Raw genomic sequence first — 22,847 nt, 5'->3', positions numbered from 1 at the left:
TAACGCATTAAAGAATCAGTAAAAGATTGTAAAAATTTTGTGAAAGTAGTGAGAACTATGAATGTTAAACCAAATATCGGCATTGTAAATGCCCTAGTACGCATAACAGTCGGATTAACTGTCTTAGCCTGGAGCACTTCAAAGCTTGTGAAAAGACCTTGGCGGGACTCTTACCTCATGATGGCCATGCTGGGAGGCATGAAGGTGGCAGAGGGAATTGTCCGCTTTTGCCCTTTGACAGCTCTTTTTGAAAAAGGCCAGGACAGGGTTCAGGAAATGAAAAAGCAGGAAGGCAATCACAATAATGATGAGGCGGTTGAGGAAATTCTGCCATATAATCCATCTTAGATTTCTTTAAAAAATCCAGCTCCCTATATGGGGGCTGGAAAATTGAAAGGAGCTGACAATATGTTTTGGGAATACGTAATGGATATGACATTCGTCCTCGCAGCAATAATTGGAAGCATTGTAGCACTCCTGTTTGTGTATATCCGGAAGACTAAGAAAGGACGTGCGCGATAGCTTTATCGGCAATATCTTTGCGGAAGAATACACCTTCACACTGAAGATTTTCAAGCTCGGAATATACCTTTTGCTGTGCTTCTTTCAGAGTAGGAGCTTTAGCGCCTGCCAGCAGCACGCGGCCTCCATTTGTCACATATTCACCTGAGCTGTTTCTATCAGTCCCGGCATGGAATACGGAGACATTTGTAAGTGATTGAAGCCCATTCAGGACAGCTCCTTTTTCATAAGCTTCAGGGTAGCCTTTAGACGCAGCAACCACTCCGACGATTGCTTCCTTATCCCAATCGATTTCAGGCTGTTCCCCATTTAGGACTGCCAGCATTACTCCCGCCAGATCCGACTTCATGCGGGGCAAAATCACCTGTGTTTCAGGATCTCCAAAACGGGCATTAAATTCAATTACCTTCGGGCCTGCTGCTGTTTTGATTAGACCTGCATACAGAATACCGGTAAAACTTCTGCCTTCCTGAACCATTGCTTTTGCTGCCGGCTTCAAAACTTTTTCCACACCTGCTGCAACTGTTTCATCACCAATATGCGGTACCGGTGAATAAGCCCCCATTCCGCCTGTATTCGGTCCCTGGTCTCCATCGTATGCTCGTTTGTGATCCTGGGCAATTTCAAGCGGAATCACTGTTTCTCCGTTCACAAAGGCCATTAGGGAAAATTCTTCGCCTTCAAGAAATTCTTCAATTACGACCGTTGAAGATGCTTGGCCAAACTTTTCATTTAATAATAGCTCCTTAATCCCGGACAAGGCTTCCTGCATAGTCATGGCTACTATTACGCCTTTTCCGGCTGCAAGTCCATCTGCTTTCAGAACAATGGGAGCGCCTTTTGCTTCAATATAGGCTTTCGCTTCATCATAGCTGCTGAATACTCCATATTCTGCAGTAGGGATAGCATATTTCTTCATAAGCTCTTTGGCAAAGGACTTGCTTCCTTCAATTTCGGCTGCTGCTTTTTTCGGTCCAAATACCTTTAACCCTGCTTCTTCAAAACGGTCAGCCAGTCCCTCAAGCAGCGGTACTTCCGGCCCGATCACAGTCAATTCTATTTTATTATCCTGAGCAAACTGCACAAGTTTTTCCTGTTCATGTTCCTGGATGGCAATCAGCTGAGCTGAATCTTCCATTCCCGGATTTCCTGGAGCCGCAAAAACCTGTTTCACTGAAGGGCTTTGATTCATCTTCCAGCAAATTGCATGCTCTCGGCCGCCTCTTCCTATAACCAATACCTTCATTACGCCCACCTCCGTAAAAATGTCAGCTATAATAGCAAGGCCTCTGATCGAGGCGCTTCCGCTTTTCGTATTGTCCAGCTCCAGCGCCTAGGGGCTCGAGGTCATAAGCCAACCTGCCAAAAAGGTAAAGGGCCACCTTTCCGACAGCTCGTCTTATGCTTGTCGCCCCTGATCGAGGCGCTTCCGCTTTTCGTTTAATGTTTAAAATGACGTACGCCTGTAAAGACCATTGCAATGCCGTACTCATCAGCCATTTTGATGGAATCCTCATCACGGATTGAGCCTCCCGGCTGGATGATGGCTGTGATGCCTGCTTTGGCTGCCGCTTCAACCGTATCGTTCATTGGGAAAAAGGCATCGGATGCCATTACTGCTCCGTTCGCTTTTTCACCGGCTTGTTCAAGTGCAATTTTGGCAGAGCCTACACGGTTCATCTGCCCGGCACCGACTCCAAGTGTCATGTTTGCATCATTTACGACAATGGCATTGGACTTCACATGTTTGACAACTTTCCAGCCCAGCTTCAGTGCTTTCCACTCTTCTTCCGTCGGCTCTCTCTTGGTCGCAACTTTTACATCTGCATTATCAAGGGTGAATAGATCATATTCCTGCGTCAGCAAGCCGCCTTCAATAGCGGACAATCTCATCTCCGCTTTCTTTTTGCCTTCAAAAGGAATAGTCAGCAGGCGCAGGTTCTTTTTCCCTTTTAAAATCTCAAGTGCTTCATTTGAGAAGGAAGGTGCAATGATGATTTCAAGGAAGATTTCATATAGCTTTTTCGCTGTTTCAGCATCTACTTCCCTGTTCAGGGCAATAATGCCGCCGAAGATAGATACAGGATCCGCCTCGAAAGCTTTTGAAAAAGCTTCGAATACATTTTCCCCAGTCCCCACTCCGCAAGGATTCATATGCTTAACAGCAACTGCTGCAGGCTCTGAGAATTCTTTTACAATTTGGAGAGCTGCATCTGCATCATTGATATTGTTGTAGGATAATTCCTTGCCGTGAAACTGTTCAGCGTTAGCAATCGAAAATTCAGATCCAAGCGGCTTACGGTAAAAAGCTGCCTTTTGATGCGGATTCTCCCCGTATCTCAATGTTTGCTTCAGTTCATACGTAACCGTTAATTTTTCAGGTGTTTCTTCATTTGCCAAATCTGTCATATATTCAGCGATCATCGCATCATAGGCAGCAGTATGGCGGAAAACCTTTGCAGCAAGTCTGCGGCGGGTTTCCTTTTGAACCTCTCCGGTTTCTTTTAGCTGTGAAAGAACTGTTTCATAATCGGCCGGATCCACCACAACTGTTACATAGTCATGGTTCTTGGCGGAAGCACGAAGCATTGCCGGGCCGCCGATATCAATATTCTCAATTGCATCTTCTACTGTCACATCTGGCTTAGCGATGGTTTGCTGGAACGGATACAAATTCACGCACACAACCTGGATAGGCTGGATTCCATGCTCCTCAAGCTGCTGTTTGTGGCCTGGCTCGCCATGCTTAGCCAGCAGCCCGCCATGAATCATTGGATTTAAAGTTTTCACACGCCCTTCCAAAATTTCCGGAAAGCCTGTCACATCACTTACTCCGATAACGGGGACTCCACTCTCTTCCAGCGCTTTTTTTGTACCGCCTGTTGAGATAATTTCAAACCCCAGTTCGCTTAACTGCTGGGCAAATTCTGTTATGCCATTTTTGTCGGAAACACTGATTAATGCACGTTTCTTCATGTTCGCTCCCCCTGACTCTGTTGAATGATATACTTTAACACTCTACCATTTTAGCATAGAAAAGATTTTGCAAAACCTGCGGATAAAGTCTGTGCTCGACTTCATGTATCTTCTTTTGAAGGCTTTCCAGCGTTTCACCCGCATTTATATCAACTGGCGCTTGAGCAATAATCGGCCCAGTATCCATACCTTCATCGACAAAATGAACCGTCACACCGCTTACCTTCACATTGGCAGACAACGCCTGGCCAATTGCATCCTTACCTGGAAAAGCGGGAAGAAGAGAAGGATGAATATTAATAATCCTGCCTTCAAACTCTTTCAAAAGCGTCGGGCCAATTAGTCTCATATAGCCTGCGAGAATAATATACTCGGCTCCGTTCTCCTTCAGCCTTTGCAAAATCGCTCTTTCATACTCTGCTTTGCCAGCATAGTCTTTAGCTGAAAAAACAAACTGCGGAACTTGTTCGTTTTGTGCACGTTCAATGCTGTATGCACCTGGCCGATCACAGACAAACAAGACAATCTCAGCCTGCAACTCACCTTTTTTTACAGCATCGGCAATGGCCTGAAAGTTCGTTCCGCTTCCGGAAGCAAACACTGCGATTTTTTTCATGACTTCCTCCAAGTTACAGAATTTCAATTCCTTCCTGATCTGTTACTGTCCCCATTAGATAGGCTTTTTCTCCAATTTCATTAAAATAGGCGATCAGTTCATCAGCATTATCTTTATCCGCTGCAATCACCATGCCTGTTCCCATATTAAAAATGTTATACATTTCTTTGCGTTCCAGTCCGCCGATCTTCTCCATAATCGTGAACACAGGGGGCACCTCCCAATTGCTTTCACTAAGTTGGGCACCAAGACCTTCAGGCAGCATGCGGGGGATATTTTCAATAAATCCGCCGCCGGTAATATGTGCCATGCCCTTCAGCTGGAACTGCTTCATAGCTGATAGAAGCGGCTTTACATAAATTTTTGTAGGGCGAAGCAGCTCTTCCCCTAAAGTGCAGCCTAATTCTTCTACATGATCTGTTAGGGACAAATTCGCCTTTTCAAAAAACAGCTTTCTGACAAGTGAGTAGCCATTACTGTGAATTCCGCTGGATGCAAGACCAATCAGTACATCTCCAGCTTTAATTTCGGAACCATTAATCAGGCTGGATTTTTCACAGGCACCGACCGCAAAGCCGGCAAGGTCATATTCTTCTTCACTGTACATGCCAGGCATTTCGGCTGTTTCACCGCCTACGAGTGCACATCCAGCCTGTTCGCATCCATCCGCAATACCTTTCACAATCGCTTCAATCCGTTCAGGCGCCGCTTTTCCGCAGGCGATATAATCCAAGAAATAAAGAGGTTCCGCTCCCTGAACGACAATATCATTTACACACATGGCGACCGCATCAATCCCAATAGTGTCATGTTTATCCATCATAAAAGCCAGCATCAGCTTCGTGCCGACACCATCTGTACCTGATACTAAAACCGGTTCCTTCAGATTAAGTTCAGATAGATCGAACATGCCGCCAAATCCGCCCAAACCGCCAAGCACACCAGGACGAATCGTCTTCTGTACATGCTTTTTCATGCGGGAAACTGCTTCATAGCCAGCTTCAATATCTACTCCGGCCTGTTTGTATGCATTTGCCATTCCTTTTCACCTCATATTTGAAAAGCGCAAGCGTCTTGCTCACCCCCGACACCTCGAGGGGGCAGGCGCTGGAGCTAGACAATTATCGTTATTCAAAGTTACTTTTTTAATCAATAAAGGCCGATTTTGTATTTTATCGGCCAACATTGTGCTTTTACCGGTCAAAAATGATGATTTACCGGCCAATTCTTTATATTTACCGGCCAAAAAGAGCAAAATACCGGCCAAGTTTCATATTTATACTTTTTCATATGGATGCAAAGTGCTCGGATAAATCTCCGTCGGGTACTGGCCTGTAAAGCATGCCAGGCATTGTCCATCTTTTCGGCCGATTGCTTTAACCATGCCCTCTGTACTTAAGAAGGTAAGTGTGTCCGCACCAATGATTTCTCTTATTTCCTCAACAGAGTGATTGCCTGCAATCAGTTCTTCCTTTGTGGATGTATCGATTCCATAGAAGCATGGATTTTTAATTGGCGGTGAGCTGATAAGCACATGCACTTCTGTAGCTCCCGCTTCTTTCAGCATTGTGACGATCCGTCTGCTTGTTGTTCCGCGGACGATTGAATCATCCACCATAATGACTCTCTTGCCTTCTACAACTCCGCGTACCGGAGACAGCTTCATTTTTACGCCTTGCTCACGAAGCGACTGCGATGGCTGGATAAAAGTCCGGCCCACATAGCGGTTTTTTATCAAGCCCATCTCATATGGAATGCCTGTAGCTTCAGCATAGCCAATCGCGACAGAGATGCTTGAGTCAGGTACGCCCGTAACGACGTCCCCTTCAACTGGCGCCTCAAAGGCAAGCTGCTTTCCAAGGTTTTTCCGGGCTGTATGAACGTTGATCCCGTTGATATTACTGTCCGGACGGGAAAAATAAACATATTCCATTGTGCACATTGCAATATTAGAGGCCATTGCAAACATTTCAGAACGGAATCCATTGTCGTCAATAATCAGCAGTTCTCCTGGCAGGATATCGCGGATATACTCTGCACCGACAACATCAAAAGCACATGTTTCAGAAGCAACCGCATAAGCATCGCCAATTTTGCCAAGCGAGAGCGGCCTCATGCCGTTCGGGTCCAGCGCCACCATCAGCTCTGTTTCGGTCATGATCAGAAAAGCATATGCTCCTTTAATCATGGATAGCGCATTTTTCACTCGGTCCTTTAGGGAAGAGAAGCCTGCACGCTTAATTAAGTGCGCCAGCACCTCTGTATCCGAGCTCGTTTGAAAAATGCTTCCCTGTCCTTCAAGCTGATGCTTCAATGCAGTCGCATTCACCAGGTTTCCGTTATGGCAAAGTGCAAGACTGCCGCTTTGTGAGTTGAATAGCAGAGGCTGGACATTTTCATATCCGCCCCCGCCGGCAGTCGCATAGCGTACATGTCCGATTGCTGCTTTTCCTTCCAGTTCCTTCATGGCATCTGCTGTGAAAATTTCCGTTACAAGCCCCTCACCTTTAATGCCTTTCAGCTTTTTGCCATCGGTAACAACCATTCCTGTGCCTTCCTGGCCGCGGTGCTGCAGACTATGAAGTCCGTAATACGTGATCTGGGAAGCATCCTGATGCCCCCAGACTCCAAAAACACCGCACTCTTCATTCAGTCCTCTTATTTCAGCAAGCATGGGATAGCTCCTTTCCAGGCCTGCTTTAGAACGTCAACTTGTTCGGCAAGCAATAGGCCCTCTTCATTGGAGATATAAAGTATAGGTGCTTCTGTTACTTCACCGATTAGTTTCGCATCTACTAAACTTTCAAACGCTTCCTGGTTTTCTTTTTTTACAGATAGCAAGAAACGGGATTGTGATTCACTGAATAGAGCTGAAGTCGCATTTCCTGTTACCTTCATATCCGCTCCCAGACCTTTTGAACCGATCAGGCTTTCCGCAGCTGCTACTGCTAAACCGCCTTCTGCCACATCATGGGCAGATGCTACAAGTCCCGAACGAATGGCTTTTAAAATTTGTTCCTGCGCCTTTTCTTCTTTTTCGAGATCAAGCTCAGGCGCTTTTCCGAAAATCTTGCCATATGTTAACTTCTGCAGCTCACTGCCGCCGAACTCATCCTTTGTTTCGCCAACCAGATAAATAAGATCACCAGATGCTTTAAAGGATTGTGTTGTCACATGATCAATGTCATCTACAAGCCCGACCATTCCAATGACAGGCGTTGGGTAAATAGCTGTTCCGTTTGTTTCGTTATATAAAGAGACGTTTCCGCCGATAACTGGCGTATTTAATGTGCGGCATGCTTCACTGATTCCGTCTGCCGCTTTTTCGATCTGCCAGAAGATTTCAGGCTTCTCCGGATTTCCGAAGTTCAGATTATCTGTGATTGCCAAAGGCTGACCGCCAGAGCAAATGATATTTCTTGCTGCTTCAGCCACAGCAATTTTTCCGCCTGTTTCAGGATCAAGATACATATAACGCGAATTACAGTCTGTCGTCATGGCCAATCCTTTGCGGGTGCCGCGGATGCGAATGACTGCAGCATCTGATCCAGGTGCCACTACTGTATTTGTGCGGACCATATAATCGTACTGGTCATAAACCCATTCCTTGCTGGCGATTGTCGGCTGCTGGAGGAGCTTTACCAATGTTTCTTTATAATCTTCAACCCCAGGAATTTCATTTTCCATTGACTGGAATTCACGGTAATATTCCGGCTCGCTTGATGGCTTATGATAAACTGGTGCATCCTCTGCTAGCGCATCCACCGGCAGCTCAGCTACCACTTCTCCCTGATGCGTCAGGCGGAGCATTTTATCATCTGTTACCTTTCCAACAGAAACTGCTTCCAGGCCATATTTGGAAAATAAATCTACGATCTCCTGCTCGCGTCCTTTTTTCACGACAATCAGCATTCTCTCCTGAGACTCGGAAAGCATCATCTCATATGCAGTCATGCCTGTTTCCCTTTGAGGAACAAAGTCAAGATTCATTTCAATTCCGGATCCCGCTTTACTCGCCATTTCAGCAGAAGAGCTTGTCAAACCGGCAGCTCCCATATCCTGAATGCCGACAAGTGCGTCAGACTGGACCAGCTCAAGACATGCTTCCAGCAGAAGCTTTTCCATGAATGGATCCCCAACCTGGACAGCCGGGCGCTTTGTTTCTGATTGGTCTGTTAATTCTTCAGATGCAAAAGTAGCCCCATGGATACCGTCACGGCCAGTTTTTGCACCAACATACATGACTGTGTTGCCTACTCCGTGGGCCTGGCCTTTTTTAATATCCTTATGGTCGATTAAGCCGACACACATAGCGTTTACAAGCGGATTTCCTTCATAGGAAGAATCAAACTGAACTTCTCCCCCAACTGTTGGAATGCCGATGCAGTTTCCGTAGCCCGCAATGCCTGCGACTACTTCTTTAAAAAGGTACCGTACACGAGGAGAATCCAATTCTCCAAAGCGTAAAGAGTTGAGGAGTGCGACCGGTCTTGCGCCCATTGAAAATACATCGCGGATAATCCCGCCGACACCTGTTGCTGCCCCCTGGTAAGGCTCGATTGCAGACGGATGGTTATGGCTTTCAATTTTAAAAACAACTGCTTGCCCGTCGCCGATATCAACAATTCCAGCTCCTTCCCCTGGTCCCTGAAGCACTTTCTCTCCTGTTGTTGGAAATTTGCTTAACACGGGCTTTGAGTTTTTATAGCTGCAATGCTCTGACCACATAACCGAAAACAAACCGATTTCTGTGTAATTTGGCAGACGCCCGATAATCTTTTCAATCATCGCAAATTCGTCATCAGACAAACCCATTTCTTTGTATACCTTCTGTGCCTTTAACTGTTCCGGACTTGGCTCAAGCATTAACGACATGTGCTTCCCTCCATTGTTTTACGATTGATTGAAAAAGTTTCAGGCCATCTGCTCCCCCTAAAAGCTCATCAACGGCTCTTTCAGGGTGCGGCATCATGCCGAGTACATTTCCTTTTTCATTGACAATGCCTGCGATGTTTTCCAGGCTGCCATTTGGATTCGTTCCATTGTAAGTAAAAACGATTTGGTTATTTTTCTTCAATTCAGCTAGAACAGCTTCATCACAATAATAGTTTCCTTCACCATGGGCGATCGGAATATTAATTACTTCGCCTTTTCCGTATGCAGATGAAAACATAGTTTCATTGTTTTCAACCTTCAACTCAACCGTGCGGCAGATGAATTTCAGGCTGTCATTTCTTCTCATCGCCCCTGGCAAAAGACCCGCTTCCAATAAAATTTGGAATCCGTTGCAGACGCCCAGGATTGGCTTTCCTGCTTCAGCCGCTTTCACAACTTCTTTCATGACATTACTGAAGCGTGCGACAGCACCCGAACGAAGATAATCTCCGTAAGAGAAACCGCCGGGAAGAAGAATTCCGTCATATTCGTCTAAGCTTTCCGCGTCATGCCAGACATATTCGGCTTCCGCTCCGAGCTCATCCTTTACAGCATGGTACATATCGATGTCACAATTGGATCCTGGAAATACGATCACAGCAAACTTCACTGAGCAACAGCCTCCTCAATTTCAAAGCGGTAATCTTCAATCACTACATTAGCTAATAAGCGCTCACACATTTCCTTCACAGCTTCTTCAACAGGACGGTCGCTTTTTTCCACTGTCAGTTCCATGTATTTTCCAATGCGCACATCAGACACTTCGCTGTAATTCATGGAATGCAGAGAATTTTTTACAACTGTTCCTTGAGGATCTAGAACACTTTCTCTTAATGTGACGAAAACTTTTACTTTGTACATACTGTTTGGCCTCCCAGTCGCGCTAAAATATTTTCATATGCATCTGTTAAATTTCCAAGGTCTCTGCGGAAAACATCTTTATCCAGCTTTTCATTTGTTTCAATATCCCAAAGCCTGCAAGTATCCGGCGAAATCTCATCAGCCAGCAGAATTTGGCCTGATTCATCTTTACCAAACTCCAGCTTAAAATCTACTAATTTAATGCCAAGGCCATTGAAAAAATCTCTTAAAATGTCATTAACCTGAAGTGCCTTTTCCTGTAGTAGGGCTACTTCCTGCTTATCAGCCAGCTGAAGTACTTCAATATGATCTTCTGTCAGCAGCGGATCACCGAGCTCATCATCTTTGTAGTAGAACTCAACAATCGGTCTCGATAATTCTTTTCCTTCTACAACTCCCAATCTCTTAGAAAAGCTCCCCGCCGCAACATTGCGGACCACTGTTTCGAGCGGAATGATATCCACCTTTTTCACAAGCTGCTCTGTCTCTGAAAGTTTTTCAATAAAGTGAGATTCTATTCCCAGGTCATGAAGCTTTGAAAAAAGCAAACTCGTAATCTCATTATTCAAACGGCCCTTGCCGCTGATGCTTGCCTTTTTCTCACCATTAAAGGCTGTTGCAGAATCTTTGTATTCAATCCAGACGGTATTTCCATCGTTTGTCTGATAAACCTTTTTGGCTTTGCCTTCGTATAACAATTCTCCTTTTTCCATAGCGGAGAGCCTCCCTTATATGAATAGCGCATGTCTGCTAGACGTTATTATTAAGAAGATTGGGAATTTTCCCGATAATAAAGAGGTAAAGACTGCTCTTTACCTCTTTATTTTTTTATAATCCTAGACGGTCAAAAATGGTATCCACATGCTTAATGTGGTAGTTATAGTCAAAGCAGTCATCAATTTCTGCTTCAGAAAGCTTGGAAGTTATCGTTTCATCCTGCTCGATCAAGCTGCGGAATTGTACCTGCTTTTCCCATGCTTCCATGGCCCGCGGCTGAACAGTGTCATATGCCTCTTCGCGAGTCATGCCCTTGTCAATCAAGGCTAGCAGAACACGCTGAGAGTAAATCAGCCCTAACGTACGGTCCATATTGCGTTTCATGTTTTCAGGGAAAACTGTTAAGTTCTTTACGATATTCCCAAAGCGGTTCAGCATATAGTTCAGTGCAATTGTAGCGTCAGGCAGGATGATTCTTTCAGCTGATGAGTGGGAAATATCCCGCTCATGCCATAATGCCACATTTTCATACGCAGTCATCATATAGCCGCGGATCACTCTTGCCATACCAGTCATATTTTCTGAACCAATTGGATTGCGTTTATGCGGCATCGCTGAAGATCCCTTTTGGCCTTTCGCGAAAAACTCTTCCACTTCACGCGTTTCGCTTTTTTGCAGACCGCGGATCTCCGTAGCAAATTTTTCTATTGAAGTGGCCACCAGCGCAAGCGCACCCATATAATGTGCATGACGGTCACGCTGAAGTGTTTGCGTTGAAATTGGCGCTGGCTGGATGCCCAGCTTTTCACACACATATTTTTCAACGAACGGATCGATGTTTGCATATGTTCCAACTGCACCAGAGATTTTACCGAATTCCACACCAGCAGCTGCTTCTTTAAAGCGGTCAAGATTACGCTTCATTTCTTCATACCATAATGCAAGCTTTAAACCGAATGTAGTTGGCTCAGCATGCACCCCGTGCGTACGGCCCATCATCACTGTATGCTTGTGTTCCTTTGCTTTGTTTTTCAGGATTTCCACAAAGCGTTCAATATCTTTTAGAAGGATATCATTCGCCTGCTTGATTAAGTAAGAAAGCGCCGTATCAACCACATCTGTTGAAGTAAGCCCGTAATGAACCCATTTGCGCTCCTCGCCAAGGGATTCAGATACCGCGCGAGTAAAAGCGACCACATCATGTCGTGTTTCCTCTTCGATTTCTTTTATGCGGTCAATATTAAAAGAAGCATTCTCACGGATTTTCTGAACATCTTCTTTCGGAATATCTCCTAATTCTGCCCAAGCTTCACAAGCAAGAATTTCTACCTCAAGCCAAGCCTGAAAGCGGTTCTCTTCTGTCCAGATAGCTCCCATTTCCGGTCTCGTATAACGTTCAATCATGTTTTATCCTCCGATCTTTTCCTTCACAGGGGTCCAAATGCCGCTTTTTTCTGCTTCTTCGATTGCCTCTTCGGCTGAGTTCCGCAAAAGCGTGACATGGCCCATCTTGCGTTTATATTTGGCATCCTTTTTTCCGTACAAGTGTATCTTCCAGTCATCCAATTCAGGTATTTTCTTAATTAAAGGCTCCTGGTGCTCTCCTAGTATGTTTACCATAACCGCCGGTTTTAATAGCTCCGTGCTGCCAAGGGGCCAATTGCAAACCGCACGAATGTGCTGTTCAAACTGGGAGGTTTCGCAAGCTTCAATTGAATAATGGCCTGAGTTATGCGGACGAGGCGCAAGCTCGTTAATGTAAATCTGTCCGTCTTTTGTCAAAAACATTTCGACAGCCAATGTACCGACAAGACTTAAAGCTTCTGCCAGCTGGTTTGCTGCATTTACTGCCCGTTCCTCAGCATCAGCTGTGATCATGGCCGGCACAATTGTCTGGTGCAGAATGTTTTCTTTATGGACATTTTCCCCGACAGGGAATACCGCTTTTTCTCCCGAAATATTCCGGCAGATAATAACCGATATTTCCTTTTCGAAAGCTATCCATTTTTCAAGGACGCACACGCCATTCCCAAGAAGCTGTGCAGCTTTCTTAATATCCTGCCCTCTCTTTATCACAACTTGCCCTTTTCCGTCATATCCGCCTCTCGATGTCTTTAATACTGCTGGATAGCCAAGCTTTTCTATATTATCATAAATGTCTTTTTCAGTAGTAATGACCGCATATGGCGCTACCTCGCAGCCAGCTCTTTGGATGGCTGCTTTTTCCTTTGTCCGGTCCTGGGTGATCTCCAGCACCTCGCTCCCCTGCGGGACATACGCATTTGCACACAGCCACTCAAGAGCTTCCGCACTGATATTTTCAAATTCATATGTCACAACGTCACTGACGTCAGCTAACTCTTTTATAGAATCTAAATGACCGTATTCGCCAATGATTTTAATATCCGCAACCTGTCCGCATGGAGAGTCTTCATCTGGATCCAAAACGGCAATCCTGAAGCCATTTGCTTTTGCTGCCAGTGCCATCATTCTCCCGAGCTGTCCCCCGCCAATAATTCCAATTGTTTGTCCAGGTAAAATCGTTTTATTAGACAAGTTCATCACTGCTTTCTAGTACTTCCTGTTTTGTTTTATCTCTTTTTGACTGAAGACGTTCTGCAATGGCTGCATCAAAAGCGCCAAGAATTTGTGCTGCCAGCAACCCTGCGTTAGTAGCTCCTGCTTTTCCAATCGCAACCGTTGCAACAGGGACGCCGCCGGGCATCTGAACGATGGACAGCAATGAATCCAGTCCGTTAAGAGCTTTTGATTGCACTGGTACTCCAATGACAGGAAGTGTCGTTTTCGCCGCTACCATACCTGGCAGGTGTGCCGCTCCTCCAGCACCGGCAATAATTACCTTGATTCCTCTTTCTCTTGCCTGCTCAGCATATTCAAACATAAGATCTGGAGTCCGATGAGCTGAAACAACCTTTTTTTCAAAAGGGATTTCAAGCTCTTCCAGAATTCCGCAAGCGTGCTTCATCGTCTCCCAATCTGATTTACTTCCCATTATGACTGCTGCTTGTGCGCTCATTCCTTCTCCTCCAAATCTTCCAATATAAAAAACCCGCACAGACCCTTCTCTTAAAATGAGAGAAAGTAATCTGTCCGGGCTAAAAAGAACCGTAAGGAAGACACCTGCAAACGGCAGGGACCATTCCTTCTACATGCCGGGCATATCAGCTTTCCCTCATAGTCCAGCAATTTACGGTTGCCGGGTAGAAACTTATGGGCCTTATTCCCATTATTATACGAGGGGTTTATTCACGTTTTATTAACTACCACCATATTAACAACATACCTGATACTCTGTCAATCGAAAAATCGAACAATACTAAAAGTCAGACAATTAATGTTCGTGTTTTAATTATCGATTAGTTTTGCTTCAAAAACTATCTGCCTTCCAGCCGGTTCATATTCGACTTTACCGCCTGTCTTAACTTCTTTAAATATAGGCTTCTCAGTCCTTCTAACAGGTATATATCCTGCCTTTTGTATCCTGTCCAGGCACTGGTCAATCGTTTCGTTTTCCTGGACCTCAAACACCATTTTGTTCTTGGCTTTGCTCATTGAGATAACTTTCCTCTCTTAACAGATTTCACCCAGAAGCCTCCATGAATTGTTTTTGGCTCATAAGCGATGATGAAGGCCTTAGGATCCAGTTCTTTAATCGTCTGATAAAGCTTTAATTCATATTTTCTCGGTGTCAGGATCTGCAGTGCCATCCGATCGCCTTCAAGTCCGTTAGCTGCCCAGTTTGTGACACCATAGCCTTTATCTCTTAAAGCCTTTGGAAGATCCCTGTCATATTCCTTTGTAATTACATTTACCGTAATATAGCCAAGAGCAAGCTTCTCTTCAATTTTCATGCCGACAATAACGCCAATTCCATAACCGACTGCATAAGCAATCAGATTTTGTATTTCATTTAGGTTATCCAGAACCAGCCCCAGTCCAATTACATAAATGACAACTTCAATTGTACTTATAAAAGCTGCAAGGTACCTTTGTCCCTTAAGCGTCAGAATCATCCTGATGGTGAAAAATGATACATATACAATATTAATGATCAAAATAATGGCGACCATTATAAAACTGTTCTCCAGCAATGCAAGTCCTCCTTTACGGGGAATTAAAAGGCCCATGGGTGTCCTCTCCCCATTAAGTCCCTATTGTACAAAAGAAATGGGCTTTTGATAACCTTTTTTCGAAAATTGGATTCTTTATGAATAGGTTATCCTTTTTTGAGTGGGATGAAACGGCTGAATTATGCCTGAATTCGTTGAAGCTAAATGAAGGAGTGAGGTTCTAAAAATATATATCAAGCAGGTTTTGAAGTTTATCTAGTATGTATTGGGTTTTATCTAACATGTCTAGAAGTTTATCTATCAGGTTTTCACTTTTATCTAGCATGTTTCGGAGTTTATTTACATTTGGCGCAATTTATATTTGGAGAGAATAGATTTGACTATTAAAACAGACGGTGATATAAGGGAGTGGCACAAATAATTCGATTTAGGCTTATATACGTGTGAAAGTGACGCATATATGTGCCAAAGTGAAGCATAACATGAAAAAGTGGCGCATTTGTTGACCGATGTGAGCATATATCTATTTTCCCATTAAAAAGAAGAATCCAAATAAGATATTGGGTACCGTAACTCATCCAAGCACACAAAAAAGAGCACCCATCAGGTGCTCTTTCATATGCCCGGCAGCGTCCTACTCTCACAGGGGGACAGCCCCCAACTACCATCGGCGCTGAGAAGCTTAACTTCCGTGTTCGGTATGGGAACGGGTGTGACCTTCTCGCTATCGCCACCGGACTATTTGATTGAAGAAACTTCGTTCCCTCAAAACTAGATAATGCATGAAGAAGTATTGCCGAGTATTCACCAATGACTTGTCTAGCTTCGGCTCCTAACTTCTCGGCCGTTTCGATCCGTCCCTCCAAATCCCAAAACCAGGATTTGAATGGCCGGCTCTCCAACGTCTTTCGAAGTTGAACAGTCGCCTCCGCTTTTCGTTTTGGTTAAGTCCTCGATCGATTAGTATCAGTCAGCTCCACATGTCGCCACGCTTCCACCTCTGACCTATCAACCTGATCATCTTTCAGGGATCTTACTAGCTTGACGCTATGGGAAATCTCATCTCGAGGGGGGCTTCATGCTTAGATGCTTTCAGCACTTATCCCTTCCGCACATAGCTACCCAGCGATGCCTTTGGCAAGACAACTGGTACACCAGCGGTGCGTCCATCCCGGTCCTCTCGTACTAAGGACAGCTCCTCTCAAATTTCCTGCGCCCACGACGGATAGGGACCGAACTGTCTCACGACGTTCTGAACCCAGCTCGCGTACCGCTTTAATGGGCGAACAGCCCAACCCTTGGGACCGACTACAGCCCCAGGATGCGATGAGCCGACATCGAGGTGCCAAACCTCCCCGTCGATGTGGACTCTTGGGGGAGATAAGCCTGTTATCCCCGGGGTAGCTTTTATCCGTTGAGCGATGGCCCTTCCATGCGGAACCACCGGATCACTAAGCCCGACTTTCGTCCCTGCTCGACTTGTAGGTCTCGCAGTCAAGCTCCCTTGTGCCTTTACACTCTGCGAATGATTTCCAACCATTCTGAGGGAACCTTTGGGCGCCTCCGTTACTTTTTAGGAGGCGACCGCCCCAGTCAAACTGCCCACCTGACACTGTCTCCCGCCCCGATCAGGGGCGCGGGTTAGAATTTCAATACAGCCAGGGTAGTATCCCACCGACGCCTCCACCGAAGCTGGCGCTCCGGCTTCTCAGGCTCCTACCTATCCTGTACAAGCTGTACCAAAATTCAATATCAGGCTACAGTAAAGCTCCACGGGGTCTTTCCGTCCTGTCGCGGGTAACCTGCATCTTCACAGGTACTATAATTTCACCGAGTCTCTCGTTGAGACAGTGCCCAGATCGTTACGCCTTTCGTGCGGGTCGGAACTTACCCGACAAGGAATTTCGCTACCTTAGGACCGTTATAGTTACGGCCGCCGTTTACTGGGGCTTCGATTCAAAGCTTCGCTTGCGCTAACCTCTCCTCTTAACCTTCCAGCACCGGGCAGGCGTCAGCCCCTATACTTCGCCTTGCGGCTTCGCAGAGACCTGTGTTTTTGCTAAACAGTCGCCTGGGCCTATTCACTGCGGCTCATCAGGGCTATGCACCCTAATGAGCACCCCTTCTCCCGAAGTTACGGGGTCATTTTGCCGAGTTCCTTAACGAGAGTTCTCTCGCTCACCTTAGGATTCTCTCCTCGCCTACCTGTGTCGGTTTGCGGTACGGGCACCTTTTCCCTCGCTAGAGGCTTTTCTTGGCAGTGTGGAATCAGGAACTTCGGTACTAAATTTCCCTCGCCGTCACAGCTCAGCCTGTGTGGTAACGGGATTTGCCTCGTTACCAGCCTAACTGCTTGGACGCGCTAATCCAGCAGCGCGCTTACCCTATCCTCCTGCGTCCCCCCATTGCTCAAACGGTAAAGAGGTGGTACAGGAATATCAACCTGTTGTCCATCGCCTACGCTTTTCAGCCTCGGCTTAGGTCCCGACTAACCCTGAGCGGACGAGCCTTCCTCAGGAAACCTTAGGCATTCGGTGGATGGGATTCTCACCCATCTTTCGCTACTCATACCGGCATTCTCACTTCTAAGCGCTCCACCAGTCCTTGCGGTCTGGCTTCAACGCCCTTAGAACGCTCTCCTACCACTGACATCGAAAGATGTCAATCCACAGCTTCGGTGATACGTTTAGCCCCGGTACATTTTCGGCGCGGAGTCACTCGACCAGTGAGCTATTACGCACTCTTTAAATGGTGGCTGCTTCTAAGCCAACATCCTGGTTGTCTAAGCAACTCCACATCCTTTTCCACTTAACGTATACTTTGGGACCTTAGCTGGTGGTCTGGGCTGTTTCCCTCTTGACTACGGATCTTATCACTCGCAGTCTGACTCCCATGGATAAGTCTTTGGCATTCGGAGTTTGTCTGAATTCGGTAACCCGATGGGGGCCCCTAGTCCAAACAGTGCTCTACCTCCAAGACTCTTACTACATGAGGCTAGCCCTAAAGCTATTTCGGAGAGAACCAGCTATCTCCAAGTTCGATTGGAATTTCTCCGCTACCCACACCTCATCCCCGCACTTTTCAACGTGCGTGGGTTCGGGCCTCCATCCAGTGTTACCTGGACTTCACCCTGGACATGGGTAGATCACCTGGTTTCGGGTCTACGACCACATACTCATTCGCCCTATTCAGACTCGCTTTCGCTGCGGCTCCGTCTATTCAACTTAACCTCGCATGTAATCGTAACTCGCCGGTTCATTCTACAAAAGGCACGCTATCACCCATTAACGGGCTCTAACTACTTGTAGGCACACGGTTTCAGGATCTCTTTCACTCCCCTTCCGGGGTGCTTTTCACCTTTCCCTCACGGTACTGGTTCACTATCGGTCACTAGGGAGTATTTAGCCTTGGGAGATGGTCCTCCCTGCTTCCGACGGGATTTCTCGTGTCCCGCCGTACTCAGGATCCACTCTGGAGGGAACGAAGTTTCAACTACAGGGCTTTTACCTTCTCTGGCCGGCCTTTCCAGACCTGTTCATTTACCTCGTTCCTTTGTAACTCCGTGTAGAGTGTCCTACAACCCCAGGAGGCAAGCCTCCTGGTTTGGGCTAATCCCGTTTCGCTCGCCGCTACTCAGGGAATCGCGTTTGCTTTCTCTTCCTCCGGGTACTTAGATGTTTCAGTTCCCCGGGTCTGCCTTCTATACCCTATGTATTCAGGTAAAGATCCTATCCCATTACGGATAGGGGGTTTCCCCATTCGGAAATCTCCGGATCAAAGCTTACTTACAGCTCCCCGAAGCATATCGGTGTTAGTACCGTCCTTCATCGGCTCCTAGTGCCAAGGCATTCACCGTGCGCCCTTTCTAACTTAACCTACTTCGGCCAATGATAAGCGGCGAATCTCTGCGTCAGCTCAGTCACTGTGCTCCTCACGTACTCTCGTACGCTCCGGTGCTCGTTCGGTCGCTTCCTTGATCTTCTTGCTTCTCATTGCCCTCATGGTTTGTGCTCTTACTTTGTTTTAAAACAAAAATAAGAGAAAAAACTAAGATGGCGATTACTCGGTTATTGCTTCTTCATTAACATTATCTAGTTTTCAAAGAACGACTCTTTCATTGAGAGATTGAACTCTCAAAACTGAACGAACAAAACACGTCACGTTTCATGTAAATATCCTTAGAAAGGAGGTGATCCAGCCGCACCTTCCGATACGGCTACCTTGTTACGACTTCACCCCAATCATCTGTCCCACCTTAGGCGGCTGGCTCCAAAAGGTTACCCCACCGACTTCGGGTGTTACAAACTCTCGTGGTGTGACGGGCGGTGTGTACAAGGCCCGGGAACGTATTCACCGCGGCATGCTGATCCGCGATTACTAGCGATTCCGGCTTCATGCAGGCGAGTTGCAGCCTGCAATCCGAACTGAGAATGGTTTTATGGGATTCGCTTAACCTCGCGGTTTCGCAGCCCTTTGTACCATCCATTGTAGCACGTGTGTAGCCCAGGTCATAAGGGGCATGATGATTTGACGTCATCCCCACCTTCCTCCGGTTTGTCACCGGCAGTCACCTTAGAGTGCCCAACTGAATGCTGGCAACTAAGATCAAGGGTTGCGCTCGTTGCGGGACTTAACCCAACATCTCACGACACGAGCTGACGACAACCATGCACCACCTGTCATCCTGTCCCCCGAAGGGGAACGCCCTATCTCTAGGGTTGTCAGGAGATGTCAAGACCTGGTAAGGTTCTTCGCGTTGCTTCGAATTAAACCACATGCTCCACCGCTTGTGCGGGCCCCCGTCAATTCCTTTGAGTTTCAGCCTTGCGGCCGTACTCCCCAGGCGGAGTGCTTAATGCGTTTGCTGCAGCACTAAAGGGCGGAAACCCTCTAACACTTAGCACTCATCGTTTACGGCGTGGACTACCAGGGTATCTAATCCTGTTTGCTCCCCACGCTTTCGCGCCTCAGCGTCAGTTACAGACCAAAGAGTCGCCTTCGCCACTGGTGTTCCTCCACATCTCTACGCATTTCACCGCTACACGTGGAATTCCACTCTTCTCTTCTGCACTCAAGTTCCCCAGTTTCCAATGACCCTCCCCGGTTGAGCCGGGGGCTTTCACATCAGACTTAAGGAACCGCCTGCGCGCGCTTTACGCCCAATAATTCCGGACAACGCTTGCCACCTACGTATTACCGCGGCTGCTGGCACGTAGTTAGCCGTGGCTTTCTGGTTAGGTACCGTCAAGGTACCGGCAGTTACTCCGGTACTTGTTCTTCCCTAACAACAGAGTTTTACGATCCGAAAACCTTCATCACTCACGCGGCGTTGCTCCGTCAGACTTTCGTCCATTGCGGAAGATTCCCTACTGCTGCCTCCCGTAGGAGTCTGGGCCGTGTCTCAGTCCCAGTGTGGCCGATCACCCTCTCAGGTCGGCTACGCATCGTCGCCTTGGTGAGCCGTTACCTCACCAACTAGCTAATGCGCCGCGGGCCCATCTGTAAGTGATAGCCGAAACCATCTTTCAGCTTTCCCTCATGTGAGGGAAAGAATCATCCGGTATTAGCCCCGGTTTCCCGGAGTTATCCCAGTCTTACAGGCAGGTTGCCCACGTGTTACTCACCCGTCCGCCGCTGACTTCAGGGAGCAAGCTCCCATCTGTCCGCTCGACTTGCATGTATTAGGCACGCCGCCAGCGTTCGTCCTGAGCCAGGATCAAACTCTCCATATAAGAGTTGATTAAGCTCATAAGTTGTCTTTTCAAAAAAGACTAAAGAATTAACGTTGACGTTTTTGTTCGTTCAGTTTTCAAAGATCAATCCGCCGCTCAGAAGCGACTTTATTAATATATCATTTCTCAATCACTTCGTCAACAACTTTTTTTAAAACTTTCAAATCTTGTTAACGTCTCAAGCGACTGTTTTTCTATAATATCACCTATTGCCCAGAAGGTCAACAAGTTATTCAAAAAAACAAAAAAAGATTTTATTATGCATTTAAATCAAAAGAAACCAGCTGCTTAAAATACAGCTGGTTTCTTCTATATTATATATTACTATTTGGAGATGACAATGATATCTTTTTCTTTAAGGTCAACAGCGCCTGGCTTATTAATCTTGATCCCTTCACCCTGTTGAAGGTTTGTGAATACGATTGGCGTGATGATAGAAGTTGCATTTTTCTCGATATAATCAAGATCCACTTTCAACAATGGCTGCCCTGCTTCTACACGGTCATTCTCAGCAACTAATGCTTCAAATCCCTGTCCTTTCAGGTTTACTGTATCAATACCTACATGGATAAGGATTTCTCGGCCTGAATCTGAAAGGATGCCGATTGCATGCTTTGTCGGGAACATGTTAACGATTTTCCCATCCACCGGTGATACAACAGTTCCTTCTGCAGGTACAATCGCAAAACCATCGCCCATCATTTTACCCGAGAATACAGCATCAGGTACTTCTGTGATTGGTTTGATTTCTCCTTTGATCGGTGAAATGAAAAGATCTTCCTTGTGCTCTGTCTGAAGAGCTTCAGGATTTACTTCTTCAATTTGCTGTTCAACCCCGCCTTCTGGCGCTTTTTCAACCGTGCGCGGTCTTTTGCCGCTCATGATATCTTTCATTTGACCTTTGATTGTTTCAGATCTCGGGCCAAAGATAGCCTGGATGTTGTTTCCTACTTCCAATACTCCAGATGCACCAAGTTTCTTCAATCGTTCTTTATCTACATTTTTTATATCGTTTACCGATACACGAAGACGAGTAATACATGCATCAAGATGAGCGATGTTTTCTTGTCCGCCCATAGCATCAAGAACTTCATATGGAAGATCTCCGCCTTTACCTGAAGAAGCTGTTTCTTCATCTTCTACTTCTTCACGGCCTGGGGTCATTAAATTAAATTTGCGGATGGCAAATCGGAAGCCAAAGTAATAGATTACAGCAAATACTAATCCAACCGGAATGACAATCCAGGCATTTGTCTGAGGGTTGATTAAACCGAATAAAATATAGTCAATCAAACCGCCTGAGAAAGTCATGCCTATTTTCACATCCAGGAGATGCATGGTCATGAATGACAGACCTGCAAACACTGCGTGAACCGCAAACAGGATAGGAGCCACGAATAAGAATGAGAACTCCAGCGGCTCTGTAATACCTGTTAAGAAAGAAGTTAACGCAGCAGATGCCATAAGGCCTCCGACTACCACTTTCTTTTCGGGGCGTGCTTCATGATAAATTGCTAATGCAGCTGCAGGAAGACCAAACATCATGAACGGGAATTTACCAGTCATAAATGTACCTGCAGTAAGGTTTTGTACATTGTCACTGATTTGAGCCATGAAAATACGCTGATCACCGCGAACTGTTTCCCCTGCATTCGTTACATACTGTCCAAATTCATACCAGAATGGAGAGTAGAAAATGTGATGAAGACCAAAAGGAATCAATGAGCGTTCAATTAATCCAAAAATAAACGCGGATAGAGTCAAGTTCGCATGAACCATGTTTTGAGAGAAAGCATTTAACCCTTCCTGGATTGGCGGCCAGATAACCAGCATCAGCAAACCAAGTACTACAGATGTTGCAGCCGTAATAATTGGAACAAAACGCTTTCCGGCAAAGAATCCCAAATAGGATGGAAGTTCGATTTCAAAAAACTTGTTATATAATGCAGCAGCGATAATACCAACAATGATACCGCCGAATACACCTGTCTGCAGAGTTGGGATTCCTAAGATGTTCGCATAATTAAGCCCATTTACATCCTCTGCAGTTATTCCTGCAGCCGTTCCCATTGTCACATTCATAATTAGATAGCCGATGATGGCAGCAAGTGCGGCTACACCTTCACCGCCTGCCAAACCAACAGCTACACCAACTGCAAATAGAACAGGCAGGTTGGCAAAGACGATATCTCCTGCTTTTTGCATAACCTGAGCAACGATTTCAACTCCGCTGTTATCCAGGAATGGAGCCAGCTCAAGCAGTGCCGGATTTTGCAAAGCCGCCCCGATAGCGAGCAGTATACCCGCTGCCGGCAGTAATGCTACTGGAAGCATTAAGGCTTTTCCGACTTTTTGCAGGACGCCAAATATTTTCTTAAACATATGTTAACCCCCTAA

The 22,847-nt window shown here is 46.1% G+C and carries 17 protein-coding genes, 3 rRNA genes and 1 riboswitch; of the genes, 2 read left to right on the top strand and 18 right to left on the bottom strand.

What is annotated here, in order from left to right:
• Positions 1 to 57 precede the first annotated feature (57 nt).
• Together ACXAD1_RS00350 and ACXAD1_RS00345 are read left to right on the top strand one after the other, a co-directional pair.
• On the top strand, positions 58 to 348 hold the full coding sequence (locus ACXAD1_RS00350; RefSeq protein ID WP_206846118.1) for a YgaP family membrane protein: 291 nt from the start codon (positions 58 to 60) through the stop codon (positions 346 to 348).
• Positions 349 to 375: 27 nt separating this feature from the next.
• Positions 376 to 522, top strand: a complete 147-nt coding sequence (locus ACXAD1_RS00345) for an EYxxD motif small membrane protein (protein ID WP_342025880.1) — start codon at positions 376 to 378, stop codon at positions 520 to 522.
• Here ACXAD1_RS00345 and purD read toward each other — a convergent pair.
• From purD to ptsG, 18 genes are all read right to left on the bottom strand, one after another.
• Entirely contained in the window at positions 500 to 1,768 is a 1,269-nt protein-coding gene (gene purD / locus ACXAD1_RS00340) for a phosphoribosylamine--glycine ligase (protein ID WP_474909157.1), read from the bottom strand. The genes ACXAD1_RS00345 and purD overlap by 23 nt on opposite strands.
• A 194-nt stretch (positions 1,769 to 1,962) precedes the next feature.
• On the bottom strand, positions 1,963 to 3,498 hold the full coding sequence (gene purH, locus ACXAD1_RS00335) for a bifunctional phosphoribosylaminoimidazolecarboxamide formyltransferase/IMP cyclohydrolase (protein WP_474909156.1): 1,536 nt from the start codon (positions 3,496 to 3,498) through the stop codon (positions 1,963 to 1,965).
• 34 nt (positions 3,499 to 3,532) lie between these two features.
• Positions 3,533 to 4,114, bottom strand: coding sequence for a phosphoribosylglycinamide formyltransferase (gene purN, locus ACXAD1_RS00330; RefSeq protein ID WP_370224004.1), 582 nt, complete (start codon positions 4,112 to 4,114; stop codon positions 3,533 to 3,535).
• 13 nt (positions 4,115 to 4,127) lie between these two features.
• Positions 4,128 to 5,153 carry a phosphoribosylformylglycinamidine cyclo-ligase gene (gene purM, locus ACXAD1_RS00325; RefSeq protein WP_206846123.1) on the bottom strand — a complete coding sequence of 342 codons (1,026 nt, stop codon included), beginning with the start codon at positions 5,151 to 5,153 and terminating at the stop codon, positions 4,128 to 4,130.
• A gap of 237 nt (positions 5,154 to 5,390) precedes the next feature.
• The gene (gene purF / locus ACXAD1_RS00320; RefSeq protein WP_206846124.1) at positions 5,391 to 6,788 is read right to left on the bottom strand and encodes an amidophosphoribosyltransferase; all 1,398 of its coding nucleotides are present in this window, start codon (positions 6,786 to 6,788) and stop codon (positions 5,391 to 5,393) included.
• On the bottom strand, positions 6,773 to 8,989 hold the full coding sequence (gene purL / locus ACXAD1_RS00315; protein ID WP_370224006.1) for a phosphoribosylformylglycinamidine synthase subunit PurL: 2,217 nt from the start codon (positions 8,987 to 8,989) through the stop codon (positions 6,773 to 6,775). The genes purF and purL overlap by 16 nt, the downstream gene beginning before the upstream one ends.
• Positions 8,973 to 9,659: a phosphoribosylformylglycinamidine synthase subunit PurQ gene (gene purQ / locus ACXAD1_RS00310; RefSeq protein ID WP_206846128.1), complete on the bottom strand. Its 687-nt coding sequence runs from the start codon at positions 9,657 to 9,659 to the stop codon at positions 8,973 to 8,975. The genes purL and purQ overlap by 17 nt, the downstream gene beginning before the upstream one ends.
• Positions 9,656 to 9,910, bottom strand: coding sequence for a phosphoribosylformylglycinamidine synthase subunit PurS (purS, locus tag ACXAD1_RS00305; RefSeq protein ID WP_009336741.1), 255 nt, complete (start codon positions 9,908 to 9,910; stop codon positions 9,656 to 9,658). Before purS ends, purQ begins: the two co-directional genes overlap by 4 nt.
• Positions 9,898 to 10,623, bottom strand: coding sequence for a phosphoribosylaminoimidazolesuccinocarboxamide synthase (gene purC, locus ACXAD1_RS00300; RefSeq protein WP_206846130.1), 726 nt, complete (start codon positions 10,621 to 10,623; stop codon positions 9,898 to 9,900). Before purC ends, purS begins: the two co-directional genes overlap by 13 nt.
• Before the next feature lie 115 nt (positions 10,624 to 10,738).
• Positions 10,739 to 12,031 (bottom strand): adenylosuccinate lyase, encoded by a 1,293-nt coding sequence (purB, locus tag ACXAD1_RS00295; protein WP_248349436.1) that lies wholly within the window; start codon positions 12,029 to 12,031, stop codon positions 10,739 to 10,741.
• Between the two features lie 3 nt (positions 12,032 to 12,034).
• Positions 12,035 to 13,189 (bottom strand): 5-(carboxyamino)imidazole ribonucleotide synthase, encoded by a 1,155-nt coding sequence (gene purK / locus ACXAD1_RS00290; protein ID WP_206846146.1) that lies wholly within the window; start codon positions 13,187 to 13,189, stop codon positions 12,035 to 12,037.
• Positions 13,176 to 13,664, bottom strand: coding sequence for a 5-(carboxyamino)imidazole ribonucleotide mutase (purE, locus tag ACXAD1_RS00285; RefSeq protein ID WP_206846136.1), 489 nt, complete (start codon positions 13,662 to 13,664; stop codon positions 13,176 to 13,178). The genes purK and purE overlap by 14 nt, the downstream gene beginning before the upstream one ends.
• A gap of 139 nt (positions 13,665 to 13,803) precedes the next feature.
• Positions 13,804 to 13,905: riboswitch (purine riboswitch) on the bottom strand.
• An 88-nt stretch (positions 13,906 to 13,993) separates the two neighbouring features.
• Complete coding sequence (locus ACXAD1_RS00280) at positions 13,994 to 14,200, bottom strand: NETI motif-containing protein (RefSeq protein ID WP_206846142.1); 207 nt, start codon at positions 14,198 to 14,200, stop codon at positions 13,994 to 13,996.
• Positions 14,197 to 14,739, bottom strand: coding sequence for a DUF2179 domain-containing protein (locus ACXAD1_RS00275; RefSeq protein WP_053433027.1), 543 nt, complete (start codon positions 14,737 to 14,739; stop codon positions 14,197 to 14,199). The genes ACXAD1_RS00280 and ACXAD1_RS00275 overlap by 4 nt, the downstream gene beginning before the upstream one ends.
• 600 nt (positions 14,740 to 15,339) lie before the next feature.
• A 5S ribosomal RNA gene (gene rrf / locus ACXAD1_RS00270) occupies positions 15,340 to 15,456 on the bottom strand.
• Positions 15,457 to 15,658: 202 nt separating this feature from the next.
• Positions 15,659 to 18,594 (bottom strand): 23S ribosomal RNA (locus tag ACXAD1_RS00265).
• 306 nt (positions 18,595 to 18,900) lie between these two features.
• Positions 18,901 to 20,450, bottom strand: a 16S ribosomal RNA gene (locus ACXAD1_RS00260).
• Together the 16S, 23S and 5S rRNA genes form the textbook arrangement of a ribosomal RNA operon.
• A gap of 324 nt (positions 20,451 to 20,774) precedes the next feature.
• Complete coding sequence (ptsG, locus tag ACXAD1_RS00255) at positions 20,775 to 22,832, bottom strand: glucose-specific PTS transporter subunit IIBC (protein WP_370225361.1); 2,058 nt, start codon at positions 22,830 to 22,832, stop codon at positions 20,775 to 20,777.
• Between the last annotated feature and the right edge of the window lie 15 nt (positions 22,833 to 22,847).

This window comes from Cytobacillus sp. ABV4_503, assembly GCF_056158445.1.
This window is presented reverse-complemented; position numbering and strand designations above follow the sequence as displayed.

What these genes read in the sequence shown, in the direction of transcription:
- ACXAD1_RS00345 (WP_342025880.1), top strand. Translation starts at nt 376, where the DNA reads ATGGGGGCTGGAAAATTGAAAGGAGCTGACAATATGTTTTGGGAATAC.
- purH (WP_474909156.1), bottom strand. Translation starts at nt 3,498, where the DNA reads ATGAAGAAACGTGCATTAATCAGTGTTTCCGACAAAAATGGCATAACA.
- purF (WP_206846124.1), bottom strand. Translation starts at nt 6,788, where the DNA reads ATGCTTGCTGAAATAAGAGGACTGAATGAAGAGTGCGGTGTTTTTGGA.
- ptsG (WP_370225361.1), bottom strand. Translation starts at nt 22,832, where the DNA reads ATGTTTAAGAAAATATTTGGCGTCCTGCAAAAAGTCGGAAAAGCCTTA.
- purM (WP_206846123.1), bottom strand. Translation starts at nt 5,153, where the DNA reads ATGGCAAATGCATACAAACAGGCCGGAGTAGATATTGAAGCTGGCTAT.
- purS (WP_009336741.1), bottom strand. Translation starts at nt 9,910, where the DNA reads ATGTACAAAGTAAAAGTTTTCGTCACATTAAGAGAAAGTGTTCTAGAT.
- ACXAD1_RS00350 (WP_206846118.1), top strand. Translation starts at nt 58, where the DNA reads ATGAATGTTAAACCAAATATCGGCATTGTAAATGCCCTAGTACGCATA.
- purL (WP_370224006.1), bottom strand. Translation starts at nt 8,989, where the DNA reads ATGTCGTTAATGCTTGAGCCAAGTCCGGAACAGTTAAAGGCACAGAAG.
- ACXAD1_RS00280 (WP_206846142.1), bottom strand. Translation starts at nt 14,200, where the DNA reads ATGAGCAAAGCCAAGAACAAAATGGTGTTTGAGGTCCAGGAAAACGAA.
- purB (WP_248349436.1), bottom strand. Translation starts at nt 12,031, where the DNA reads ATGATTGAACGTTATACGAGACCGGAAATGGGAGCTATCTGGACAGAA.
- purN (WP_370224004.1), bottom strand. Translation starts at nt 4,114, where the DNA reads ATGAAAAAAATCGCAGTGTTTGCTTCCGGAAGCGGAACGAACTTTCAG.
- purK (WP_206846146.1), bottom strand. Translation starts at nt 13,189, where the DNA reads ATGAACTTGTCTAATAAAACGATTTTACCTGGACAAACAATTGGAATT.
- purD (WP_474909157.1), bottom strand. Translation starts at nt 1,768, where the DNA reads ATGAAGGTATTGGTTATAGGAAGAGGCGGCCGAGAGCATGCAATTTGC.
- purC (WP_206846130.1), bottom strand. Translation starts at nt 10,623, where the DNA reads ATGGAAAAAGGAGAATTGTTATACGAAGGCAAAGCCAAAAAGGTTTAT.
- purE (WP_206846136.1), bottom strand. Translation starts at nt 13,664, where the DNA reads ATGAGCGCACAAGCAGCAGTCATAATGGGAAGTAAATCAGATTGGGAG.